Source organism: Verrucomicrobiia bacterium (assembly GCA_035629175.1).
Lineage (GTDB): Bacteria > Verrucomicrobiota > Verrucomicrobiia > Limisphaerales > DASXHY01 > DASXHY01.
Genome location: DASPIL010000074.1, coordinates 21,112 through 33,651, shown reverse-complemented (window position 1 = coordinate 33,651; position 12,540 = coordinate 21,112). Strand labels below are relative to the sequence as shown.

Sequence of the window (12,540 nt, the reverse complement as noted above, 5' to 3'; positions counted from 1 at the left end):
AGCAATGGACGAGACGCCGGGCACCACCTCGAAAGGAATGCCGGCAGCCACGAGTTCTTCCGCTTCCTCCGCTCCTCGGCCGAACACGTACGGGTCGCCACCCTTCAACCGCACCACGCGCTTGCCTTCCTGCGCCTTGCGGACGAGGAGCAAATTCAAATCGGCCTGCGACAAAGCGTCAGTTTCGCCGCGGCTTCCGCGCGGAATCAGTTCCGCGGCCGGCCGCGCGAGACGCAAGAGTTCGGGATTGACGAGCATGTCGTAGATGACGACGTCAGCCTGCCGCAACAGTTCGGCTCCTCGCAACGTGAGCAATCCGGCATCACCCGGTCCCGCTCCCACCAGATAAACAATACCTTTCAAATTCACGCGCGAAGCTTAGTGGCTGCGGCGCGCTGGAGCAATGCGCGCCACGACGCGGGTTGTTGTTGGGATATGAACTGTCCCGGATTTTGGGTCATCGCCCCAGTAGAGTTTGCGGGCCCCGTGACTGACTTAAGCGGGACCAAAACGAAAGGCATTTTATGGCAGAGAAAAATCGAAGCAATCAACGACGTGGTGATGACGAAAACCGTGATCCGATCTCCGGCGCGCCGGGCGCACATCCGGTTGGCACCGGGCTCGGGGCTGCGGCGGGAGGCGCGGCAGGCGGCGCGGGAGCAGCAGCATTGGCTGGAGCCGCAGCAGGCACCGGTATCGGCGGTCCCATCGGAACTGTGGCAGGCGCAGCGGTTGGCGCGGTGGCGGGCGGCTTGATCGGAAAAGGCATCGCCGAACGCGTGAACCCCACACAAGAGGACGCGTATTGGCGCGAGCAGTACCAGCGTGAACCCTATTACAACAAGGATTACACGTATGACGATTACCAGGGTGCGTATCGGACGGGATACGAAGGCTGGGGTCTCTACGGCAGCCAGGGCAGAACCTACGACCAGGCGGAACCCGATCTTCGCCGCGAGTATGAGAAGAACTACGGCAAGTCGCGTCTGTCCTGGGATCAAGCCCGTCATGCAACGCGTGCTGCGTGGTCACGCTTCGATCGCGACCTGAGCAAGTACATCGGCTACGACGTTGTCGATCAGAACAACGACAAGATTGGAACGCTGGAATGTCTTTGGTCCGATCACCAGGGTGAGCCCGCGTTCATAGGCGTCCGCACTGGCTGGTTCTTTGGCAAGAACCATGTCGTGCCTGCGCAGCAAGTGAACGTCAATGAGCGCGATAAGCGGATCCGCTTGCCCTATGGGAAGGATCGGGTGAAGGACGCCCCCGCGTTTGATGCAGATGCCGACATCCAGGTAAACGACGAACAAACGATCTATTCCTACTATGGCCTGGCGACTGCCCAACGGACGGGTGCGACCCAGCAACGGGCGCAGACGCAGGGGACGATGACGAGTGGGCAAAACACGACACAGCAACGAGCAGGCGACGAACGCACGATCAAGCTGGCGCAGGAAGATGTGAAGATCGGAAAGCGCGAGGTCGAAGTCGGCGGAGTACGGTTGCGCAAGGTTGTTCGCACCGAAACTGTCAACCAGCCGGTCCAGCTCAAGCGCGAGGAAATCGTGATTGAACGCGTGCCGGCCACGGAATCAGGCGCGGCGACAACGGAGTTTTCGGACAAGGAAATCTACATTCCTTTGCGACGCGAGGAGGCGGTGGTGGAGAAGCAGACACATGTGCGCGAGGAGGTTCGGGTGCGCAAACAGGCGCGCACGGACGAACAGCAGGTCTCGGAGGAAGTTCGACGCGAAGATGTGGAAATAGAAGAAACCGGGGAAGCGCGACGAACGGGGACTGGCAGGAGGGCAGGGTCGGGGATGCGCGAGAGCGAGGAGGTTCCACGCAGCAAGCGGCAGAGCGACCGCTGAAGAGCGAGAGTGGTTGAGAGGCAGCAAACTGCGGGTCCAACCCCCGCAGCTGAGCGGAGGTGGCGGCAGCAAGACCGCTGGGGTAAAGGCAGCGTGGGCAAGCAACGTCTGCCGCAGATGAGGGCGATGACCGCAGTTAACAAAGTACCTTCATCGCGGCATCCGAAGAGGCGAGGCAACCACGAACCACACGAACCACACGAAAAAGGTGGAGGCTGTGAACACTGATTCGTATCTCATCCGTGATTCCCATGTGTCGCTATCCCTTATGCAGTCCTTGGCGCTGGAGCGGCTGTGGTTTTGCAGCATGCAGACGTGCATGACCCCTATGGGCTGATACATTCTCGTGCTCGACGATGATGACCTGAACCCGCGGTCACCATTTCGGACACCAGAATGAACATGCCGTTTGCAAAGGTCGCCCTCGCTTTGTGCCTGACATCCATTGCTGCAAAAGCCGCAACGCTTTCGGACAACTTCAATTCCACCATCGATTATCTCAGCACCGGAATTTCCGGGACAATCTGGGATGGCGTGTATCTCGGCGCTGGCGAGTTTTCGAACTCGGGCGTGGGCGGCGGAGGTCCTGGCGCCACGTTGAAGCTCGATGCGAACATCACTGCCAGCGGGGTGTTGTCGGTGCAATCGACAGGGACTGCGTGGGAGCACGCCGATGACGACGGATTCTTCCTCTACAAGGTGATGCCGGGTGACTTCTCGGTCTCAGTCCGCGTTGTCACGCCATTCGACAACAACAGTTTCAATACGGCGGGCCTGCAGGTGCGGGCGTTTTCTGACGGAGGCAATCCACTGGGAGGCAGTGAAGATTTCTTATCGTGGACGCGATTCGACCAGTTCAATTTCCCGAATTACTTGCGGAACCAGGTGAACGGCGCGACAACGCAGGTGAACCCGGGCGGATTTCCCAACAACAATTACTGGCTTCGCATCGATCGAGTGAATGGAACCAACTTTCACTTCTATCAACGCGCCAACGCGGGCGATCCCTGGCAACTCGTCAACTTTCCCGCGCCAATCAGCGGCACGGTCATTCGCCGCGCCGACTTCGCAGGCTTGCCCCTGCAGGTTGGATTGGTCCACGCCACGTTCAGTGACACTGCGCGCGAAGCCAGGTTCAGCGACTTCAGCCTGACTGCAACGAACATCGATTCCGTCAGCGTCGCTCCCAATCCCGTCACGAGCGTCGATGTCGTCACGGGAACGAATCGCAACGCGACGATCTCATGGAATCCCGATGCAGCGAGCGCAGGAACGCTGGTGACAATCTGGACGGGATCCAGCCTTCTGAAGCAACGGCCCGTGGACGGCTTTGTGTATGCGGGTGATCCGAGCTTCGGCGCAGGCGAACGGTTGCTGGCGACGAATGCCTATGTCGTCTACTCGGGCGCGGGAACGAACGCCGAACTCACGAACCTTCCCGCGGGCGCAACGTGTCATGTCGCAGCGTATGCGTTTTCGGGTGACGGCAATGCCCGCGCCTACTCAGCCATTCCGGCGATAGCGACTTTTATTGTTGCGAACAACGCAGCCAACGGGTCGCCAAGCAACATCGTTGTCGATCCCGTTTCGCCGCCGTTGACCAATTTCGTGATTCTTGCAAGTTGGGAGACGAATGGTGCTTTGGCAGGCTGGACCATGGCTGGGATCGCCAGCGCGACCGTGACGAATGGCGTGCTGAGCGGGGCGGCGAGCGGCAGTCATCCACAACTGTCGCGCCTGAACTTCGCAAACGGCCCGAACCTGAATCTTGGATTTAACGACTTCCTGGAATTGCAACTGCAGGTGCCTTCGGCGTTCAGTGGAAATATTCAGATCTATTACGGGGTCACGACTGCGCCCGGCATCAATGCAACACGAGCGCTGACGATTCCCAACTCGCTCATCCCCAAGGACGGCGCCTTGCACGTGTATCGACTTGAGCTCGGACTTGAACGTTCCTGGCGCGCCACATTGCGCGATTTGAGAATCGATCCCCTGGGCAATGCTGCATCGGCGGGCCAGGAGTTTGCCGTCGGATACGTTCGTGCCGGCGACATCACCGGCGACGCCTACCTCCCACGCTACAGCACGGAATGTCCCGCTCCGGGCGCGGCGAACACATTCGGGCGGACAGTAATGTCGATGGAGTCGAAACACTTTCGATTCCTGTGGGATTCGACTGTCGCATCGCACGCGTCGTGGAATGTGAACATGCCTGAATGGACACTGCGCAACCTGGAGGAGACGTGGCAGGTGTACGTGAACCATCTTGGATACCGCGAACCTGCTGAATCGTGGAATCCCGCCAATCGCAATGGCAGCAAATACAAGGTGAACATGATCACCTGGCACAGCGGTTATTGGGCCGGAGGCGACGGAAACACGCAGTTCGGATACATCAATATCACTCCTGACGGGCTTCGGATGGACCCGCCTTCGTGGGTGATACCCCACGAGCTCATGCACGTGTTCCAGTTTCATCAGCGTGATGGCGGCCAGGCCGTGGATGGAACCTGGTCGGAAGGCCAGGCGAACTATGGGCGAGAATTGTGGATCACGTTCTATAGGAACCTGTTTCCAAACGACAGCGGCATTGATGCGAACTACATCCACAGCGCGCACATGACCGTGGCGCACGGCCGGGACTACTATCTGTCGTGGCCCTTTTTCCTGTATCTCGACGAAAATCCGGATGCGTTGACGGACCTGGGATTCGGCACGATGGCCAGGATCTGGAAACAGAATCTTCCCGGCGTTTACATGTACACGACGCTCGAGAACCTTACCCCGCACTCGAATGTTAAGGACATCATCGGATACTTCGCTCGCAGGCAATTGACGTTTGATTACGAAAATCAGGCGGCGATCACCAACGCACTCAACTCCCAGAACCCGGCACTGTGGCGTCGATTTATCACGACCGACCTGGTGCGGAGGGCGGATGACATCAACTGGTGGCGGGTTCCGATGGAAATGGCGCCGATGCAGGGCGCCTATGCGATTCACGATTTGGTGCCGCAGGGGATCGGAGCAGGGCGCGAAGTCACCGTGAACTTTCGGGGGCTTCCCGACACGACACGCGGCGCGGACTGGCGCGCGGCGTTCATCGTCATTTCCGATTCCGGTGCCGAACGGTATTCGCCGCTTTGGAATTCCGGCAGCAACAGCGTCACGCTCGCGGCGAATGAAAACCGCGTATATCTCTCAGTCGCGGGGACGCCCAACAGCGTTCAATTCACAGGCTTCGACGACCTCGTTTATCCGTATCGCTCCCACGGATCCAAACAGCGGCTGCATTACGAGCTGCAGATGTTTGGCGCAGTGCCACGGGAATCCAACAACGGCGGAACGTCCGGCTTGATCCAGCACGCGAATGGCGGCGGCTGGCGTTCGGCGGGCGCGCTGGTTGATGCGTCGGCCTACATTGGGCCGAATGCGAGGGTGCTCAACAACGCGCGGGTCCGAGGCAATGCGCGCGTGGAAGATTTTGCCGTTGTTCGCGATTCCGCAACGGTGACTAACAACGGCGTGGTGAGTGGACACGCGCTTGTCATGAATTCAGCGGTCATCCGCGACAATGCCAAGGTTCGGGATTGGGCGGTTGTGAGTGGCGGTTCTGTCATTGGTGACTTTGCCAGGGTGCTGGAGCGCGCGCAGATTCGTGGTGCGTCTGTGACGAATTGGGGCGTTGCAAAAGGTTCAGCGATTCTGGAAGGCGGATACGTTGCCGGGTGGGGCGTGATCGACGGCGATTTCCAGGCAGGCCGCGCTGTGACCAACGGCTTCGCCTTTGGGCATCTGCCGTTCACGGGCGTCCCGAACAATTGGGTGCGCACTGCGCCCGAGCGGCAGTTCGCCGCCTATGAATTCGCTTCAGCCAGCGGCCCCATGACGCGCGACCAGATTGGTGTCACAGACGCCTACCTCATTGGGAGTCCTTCCTGGCGCTTGTCCGAAAGCGGACGCGTGGGAGCGATGTTATTCAGCGGGACGAACCAATATGTTGTCCTGGATCGCTCCTTGTCGGACCTGAAGGAAATGACGATTACGGCGTGGGTTCGATGGAATGGTGGCGAGTCCAACCAACCCGTCTGGCATTTTGGATCCGCGGCAACCAACGCGATGTTTTTGACGCCCGACGACGGCTCGGGGCGCGCGCGTTTTATCCTGCGTCACTCAGGTGTCGAGCACACGCTCACTGCCGCCGCGGCTTTGGTTCCAGGAAATTGGACGCATGTTGTCGTGACGTTATCCGACGGCACCACGGGCCGCCTGTTTATGAACGGCGTGCTGCAGGACGAGGGTGAAATCCCTGTTGCGCCCGACGCCTTGAATGCGCCGAATACGGCAACTGCAACTCCGCACCAATACCTTGCGCGCGGCGCTGATCCCGCGCAACCGATGTTCCGCGGCGCACTGGATAGCATTGCCATTTACTCGCGCCCTCTCGCCGCTGCTGAAATTGCCGCCATGGTCCCTGCCAACGCGGCCCCGACATTGTCGCAGATTTCCGATGCAACCGTGAATGTGGGCGTCAACGTTGTCGTGACGAACCTCGCGGCGGACGTGAATCTGCCATGGCAAATGCTGACGTTTACGTTGTTGGCCGGACCCGCCGGAGCGTCGTTGGACAGCAACACGGGGGTTTTTACATGGCGGCCCGCGGTGGCGCACGCGGGTACGATTCAACCCGTTTCAGTTCGGGTTGCGGACAATGGCACGCCCAGTCTCGCCGCAACGCAAACCTTCAACGTTGTCATCAACCCGCTGGCAGCGCCGCAGTTGACCGCTGTGAATTGGACAGGCACGTCGCTGACATTGCGCGTGGACGGAGATGGGGGTCCCGACTACGCCGTGCAGAGTTCAACAAACCTGGTGGACTGGACAACGCTGTTCAGCACGAACTCGCCTGCGCTGCCGCTCGAATTCACAGATTCATCACTGAGCGATCCGTCGCGATTCTATCGCGTGCTGCTGGGACCCTAGGCTGGCAGCGGCAGGATGTGCCGCGCCCTTTTTTCGAACGTGCAGCAACTGTCATAACCCACCGAGCGCGCGAGTGCGACCGCATCGTTGAAGTTCATGCCGACTTCCTCGGGAGCATGCGCGTCTGACCCAAATGTGATGGCGACCTGCCCGGATTGGGCCAGCGTGAGAATTTCGCGGCTTGGGTAAATCTCCCGGCATTCCTTGCGGAGGCCCGCCGTGTTCAGTTCGATGGCGCACGCATGCCGTTTTGCCGAAGCGATGAGGCCCTGGTAAAGGCGGGAACAATCACGAGTGGGGCGATGGCCAAATTTCTTGGGAAGGTCAGCGTGGGCGAGAATCTCAAAAAAGCCCGTCCCTGCCGCTTGCATCAGCCGCTCGAAATAGCACGTCCAGACTTCATCCGCGTCGCGCTGTTTCCATTCTGAAAGCATGTGCGGGTTGTCGATGGCCCACGTGTCCGACACATAATGGACTGAGCCGATCAGGTAATCCCACGGATGCCGCTGGGCGAGTTCGCGGATCCAATCCTCCTGTCCGGGAAGGTAGTCGACTTCCAGCGCGAGACGAATCTTGATCGCGGGAACTTCCCGCCGCGCTCGTTCCACCTTCTCAACGTATTCGTCGAGTTGATCCGCGCGCATGCGCCAGTCGTCGAAGTCGGGGTCGCGCATGGGTGAATGATCTGAAAACCCGATTTCGCGAAGTCCCACGGACGCGGCATGACGCGCGTAATCCACAGGCTCGCCGCGCGCGTGGCGGCAGAGCGGTGTATGCATGTGCAGATCCGGGGGCAATGCCATGGCCTGAGTTTCCAAATGCATCGCAAGCGAGTCGATGTAATTCGCCATGGTCGCTATGCGAAGCGTAACGGAGGTGAGGGTGGCGTCAGGCATCTTGCCTGACGTAGAGGGCGTGCATCCTCGCCGCCCGGAAGAAATCGTTAAGCACGAGAGACACTCAGACCCTCTCAACGCGCTCGCCTCCGTTTGAGGTTCCTTCCACCGGGCTAGAAGCCCGCTTCCACAGCAGGCAAGGATGCCAGCCGCTACGGCGCCCTGTCCTGAGTTGTGCGCGCGCGGCGCGCTCGGGGATTGACACGTTTACCCCGGCTTCCTAGTGTTTGCCCGCAAAGAAGAACGCTTTGCCCCGAATGCAAGTTCGGGGATTTTTCTTGCCGCAAAGCGGCGGCAGCGGATCGCTCCAGAGGCTCCTGCAGTGCTGGAATGCTTTCTTGCTGAAACGGTTTAACAGACATGGCCAATACAATTCTCGTAGGCGCCCAGTGGGGCGATGAAGGCAAAGGCAAGATCATCGACGTGCTCACGGAGCAGGCGGATGTGGTCGTCCGCACCCAAGGTGGAAACAACGCCGGGCATACCGTCTTCGTAGGCAAGCAGAAATACGTCCTGCACCTCATCCCCTCCGGCATCCTTCGCAAAAAGAAGACGTGCGTCATCGGCAATGGCGTCGTCATCGATCCGATCGGCCTGGTCTCGGAAATCGAAGGATTGCGCAAGCTCGGCATCAAGGTCGATGGCAACCTGTTCATCAGCGAAACCGCCCACGTGGTTCTTCCCTACCATCGCGAACTCGATGCCCAGCGCGAAGTCTTAAAGGGCAAGAACAAGATCGGCACGACGAAGCGCGGGATCGGCCCTGCCTACGGAGACAAAGCCGCGCGCGTGGGATTGCGCATCATCGACCTGATCAACGCCGAGCGTTTTGAGGATCGACTGGCAGCAAAAATCAAGGAGAACAACGGGGTGCTGAAGGCTTTTGGCGCCGCGCCACTGTCATTCAAGAAGATCTTTGCGGAGTATTCTGCTGCCGCCGATTACCTGCGGCCGTTCGTTGCGAACACGGTGGTGCTGTTGCACGACGCCATCTTGCGCGGCAAGGATGTTTTGTTCGAAGGCGCGCAGGGAACGTTTCTCGACATAGATCATGGCACGTATCCGTTTGTCACGTCGTCCAACACCACGGCGGGCGGTGCCTGCACAGGTTCAGGCGTGCCGCCGCATCGGATGGACCGTGTCGTGGGCGTGATGAAGGCCTATACCACGCGTGTCGGCGAAGGTCCGTTGCCGACGGAGAATGCCGAGATCGCTGACATGCTGCACGCCATGGGACGGGAATTTGGCGCGACAACCGGCCGCGCACGTCGCTGCGGATGGTTCGATTCCGTGGCAACACGCCATGCGACGATGGTGAATGGCATCGACGATCTCGCGATTACCAACATCGATGGTCTGGACACGGTGGAAACGATCAAGGTTTGCATTGGGTACCGGGATGGAAAGAAGCGTTACGACTACATGCCGAGCGATGTGGAGGTTCTCGCGCGCTGCCAGCCGGAGTACGCGGAATTTCCGGGATGGCAAAAACCGACGGACAGCGCCAAGACCTACAAGGAGCTGCCGCCGAAATGTCGCGCCTACCTGAAGGCCATTTCCGAGTTGACCGGCGCGAGGTTGTTCATCGCGAGTGTGGGTCCAGGCCGCGAGCAGACTATTTTTGTTTAAGTATCCGCGAAGGCGGAAGGCGCTGGATTGCGTGGAGTAGAGCTGATTTTGAGCAGATCGCCGGTTCCAGCGCTCCAACCCTGAAACACGGCGTCACGAACCTGCCCATGAGTCCGCAGGCCGCGCACCTCAGTTCCGAAGCCAAGGCATCCCTGCCGCAGCACGTCGCCATCATCATGGACGGCAATGGCCGCTGGGCCCGCCAGCGTCACCTGCCCCGGGTGGAAGGTCATCGGCAGGGCGCAGAATCGGTGCGCATGATCATCCGCGCCGCCGGCGAAGTGGGCATCAAATACCTGACCCTCTATGCCTTCTCAGCGGAAAACTGGAATCGCCCCAAGGATGAAGTCGACACGTTGATGAAGTATCTGGTGCAGTATCTGAAGAACGAAACTCCAGACCTGAACCGGAACAACGTGCGTCTGGAGGCGATCGGCCAGATTCATCGGCTGCCTGACAGTGTTCAGGAACAGTTGCGAAAATCCACCGCCGCGCTCGCCAGGAACAACGGGTTGACGCTGGTGCTGGCGCTCAGTTATGGCGGCCGCGCCGAAATTGTGGAGGCGGTGCGGAGCGTGGCCCACAAGATCAAGTCAGGGGAACTCGATCCCGCCGATATCACGGAGAAGGTTTTCGCGCAGCACCTTTACACGCGCAACTGGCCAGACCCTGACCTGCTGATTCGCACAAGCGGCGAGATGCGGGTCAGCAATTTCCTGTTGTGGCAGATTTCCTACACGGAACTGGTCGTGACCCAAACACTCTGGCCGGACTTTCGCAAAGCGCAGTTCTTCGAAGCTCTCGAGGAATACAATCGAAGGCATCGCCGTTTCGGCGGCTTGTGATTTCGCCGTGTGCGGTGTGGTTGCCGCACGCGCATCGATCACCCTCCTCCGATGCGGCGGGGTGAACTGGCTCCCTGTGTCGAACGGCAGGTTCGCAGTGCCTTTCCTTTCCGGCGATTTCCGGATGACGCCGCCCGCTTCCTTTGTCAGGATGCGATACAGGACGTATGAAGAAGAACAGGCGTATCGGGATCATCACGGCTGGCGGCGACAGTCCTGGGTTGAACGCCGCCATCCGCGCGGTCGGCAAGGCCGCAGTCGCATCAGGCATCGAGGTGATCGGATTCCGCGATGGCTTTCGCGGATTGGCGGAAAATCTTCAGTGCGATCTGGACAAGAGCACGCTTGCGGGAATTCTCACCGTGGGCGGAACGATTCTTGGAACAGGCCGTGACAAGCCGCATAAAATGGATTTCAAGGGCAAGAGCCGCGATGTGACCGACATCATCGTGAAGCATTACGAGCGGAACAGGCTGGAGGCGCTCGTATGCATCGGGGGCGGGGGAACGCACAAGAACGCGCTGCGGCTCGTCGAAAAAGGACTGAACATCGTGACGCTGCCGAAGACCATCGACAACGACGTGCCGATGACCGATTCGACGATTGGCTTCGACACTGCGCTCGGGATCGCGACCGACGCAGTCGACCGTTTGCACAGCACGGCGCACAGCCATCATCGAATCATCATTGCGGAGATCATGGGACATCGGGCTGGCTGGCTGGCGCTCGGAGCCGGAATCGCAGGAGGCGCGGACGTCATCCTGGTGCCGGAGATCCCCTATGACGTGCAGCACATTGCGGCGGCGATTCGAAAACGGCAGCAGCATGGAACAAACTTCAGCATCATTGCCGTTGCAGAAGGAGCAATGTCGAAGGCGGAGGCGGCCGACTTTTTGGCGGCAGCGCGCCGCAAGCAAACAGCACCCAACAAGGCGGCCAAGCAGAAGGCAAAGACCGACCTTGCCGTTTTGAATGCGCAGCACGCGGGGAACACGCTTCGCCTCTCGCGCGAGTTGGAGGAGTTGACTCGATTGGAGGCGCGCGTGACGATCCTTGGCTATGTTCAGCGTGGTGGAACTCCATCAGCAGGAGATCGGTTGCTCGCGACGCGCTTGGGAACGATGTGCACTCAGTTGATCCTGGACAAGGTGTTCGGCGTCATGGTGGCAGCGCGGGGCGACGGTGTGAAACCCGTGCCGATTGCGGAAGTCGCGGGCCGGTTGAAAACGGTTCCGCTGAATCATCCATGGATCGAAACTGCCCGCCGCGTTGGAACAAATCTCGGGGATTAGCCGCAGGAGCGCCGGCTTGCGCGCTTTCGGGGAGCGCAAAACTCTCGACAGCCGCTGGGTGCCTTCGCATTCTTCGCCCATGTCTGACGCTTCCGCGCCCGCGCCGGCACCGCAGTCAAAGCTGAAAATTTTTGCCAGCCGGCTCACCAGCACGGTGATTCTCTGGACCGTTGTGCTCACTGCGCTGTTCTCAAAGAACAAAGTTCTCTCGGATTACGTTTTCGGCGCGACGATGGTTTTTCTCGCAATCGTCGGCTTGATCGAATTCTACGGGCTGGTTCAAAAGCGGGATCTCGTGTGCTTCAGAAACTGGGGCATTTTTGGCGGCATTCTCCTCATGGCGGGAACGTTCCTGAACCTGACGGGTGTCGTCGGGCGGCAGGATTCACCTGCACGCGTCAATGATTTCGAAACCTCCTTTCTGATTCTTTTCGTGCTCGGATTGTGTCTGCGCCAGTTTTTCGCCAGGAGCAACACGGCAGGCATTCTTGCGATTTCCACGACGCTGTTCGGATTGATGTACGTCCCGTGGCTCCTGAACTTCATCCAAAAAATTCAATTCTTCTCGTTCGCAGAACCCCTTGCCGGCACGGGCAAGATCTACGTCCTGTATTTCATTCTCGTGACCAAGTTCAGCGACACTGGCGCATACGCGGTGGGGTCGCTCATAGGAAAGCACAAGATGATTCCGCGGATCAGTCCCGGCAAAACGTGGGAAGGGTTCGGTGGAGCGATCCTGGTTTCAACGGGCGCGAGCGTTGCATTCGCATATTTTTTTGGAGACCGCATGTTCGGCATGAATTACATGCACGCAGTGATTTTAGGCGTGCTCCTGAGTGTCAGCGCGGTCGTCGGCGATTTGATCGAATCGATCTTCAAGCGGGAGGCCGGGGTGAAGGATTCCGGAAAGCTGTTCCCGGGGATCGGCGGCATCCTGGACCTGCTCGACAGCCTCCTGTTCAACGCGCCCCTGATGTATCTTTATCTGCGCCACGTGCTCACCCGGCCGTGATCGGCA

8 protein-coding genes are annotated in these 12,540 nt (G+C 59.4%); 6 read left to right on the top strand and 2 right to left on the bottom strand.

Features of this window, described 5'->3' with window-relative positions; genetic code table 11:
- Positions 1–369: SAM-dependent methyltransferase (locus VEH04_13590; protein ID HYG23812.1), on the bottom strand; the 369-nt coding region annotated here is incomplete at its 3' end.
- 155 nt (positions 370–524) lie between these two features.
- Between VEH04_13590 and VEH04_13585 the strand changes: the two genes are divergently transcribed.
- Together VEH04_13585 and VEH04_13580 are read left to right on the top strand one after the other, a co-directional pair.
- Positions 525–1,874 carry a PRC and DUF2382 domain-containing protein gene (locus tag VEH04_13585; GenBank protein HYG23811.1) on the top strand — a complete coding sequence of 450 codons (1,350 nt, stop codon included), beginning with the start codon at positions 525–527 and terminating at the stop codon, positions 1,872–1,874.
- Positions 1,875–2,270: 396 nt separating this feature from the next.
- The gene (locus VEH04_13580) at positions 2,271–6,860 is read left to right on the top strand and encodes a DUF6055 domain-containing protein (GenBank protein HYG23810.1); all 4,590 of its coding nucleotides are present in this window, start codon (positions 2,271–2,273) and stop codon (positions 6,858–6,860) included.
- Here VEH04_13580 and VEH04_13575 read toward each other — a convergent pair.
- On the bottom strand, positions 6,857–7,756 hold the full coding sequence (locus VEH04_13575; protein ID HYG23809.1) for a histidinol-phosphatase HisJ family protein: 900 nt from the start codon (positions 7,754–7,756) through the stop codon (positions 6,857–6,859). The genes VEH04_13580 and VEH04_13575 overlap by 4 nt on opposite strands.
- Positions 7,757–8,116: 360 nt before the next feature.
- Between VEH04_13575 and VEH04_13570 the strand changes: the two genes are divergently transcribed.
- From VEH04_13570 to VEH04_13555, 4 genes are all read left to right on the top strand, one after another.
- A complete protein-coding gene (locus VEH04_13570; GenBank protein ID HYG23808.1) occupies positions 8,117–9,385 on the top strand; it encodes an adenylosuccinate synthase in 1,269 nt (422 codons plus the stop codon).
- Between the two features lie 107 nt (positions 9,386–9,492).
- Positions 9,493–10,230: an isoprenyl transferase gene (locus VEH04_13565; protein ID HYG23807.1), complete on the top strand. Its 738-nt coding sequence runs from the start codon at positions 9,493–9,495 to the stop codon at positions 10,228–10,230.
- Between the two features lie 167 nt (positions 10,231–10,397).
- Entirely contained in the window at positions 10,398–11,522 is a 1,125-nt protein-coding gene (locus VEH04_13560; GenBank protein HYG23806.1) for an ATP-dependent 6-phosphofructokinase, read from the top strand.
- 79 nt (positions 11,523–11,601) lie between these two features.
- Complete coding sequence (locus VEH04_13555) at positions 11,602–12,534, top strand: CDP-archaeol synthase (GenBank protein ID HYG23805.1); 933 nt, start codon at positions 11,602–11,604, stop codon at positions 12,532–12,534.
- The last annotated feature ends 6 nt before the right edge of the window (positions 12,535–12,540 follow it).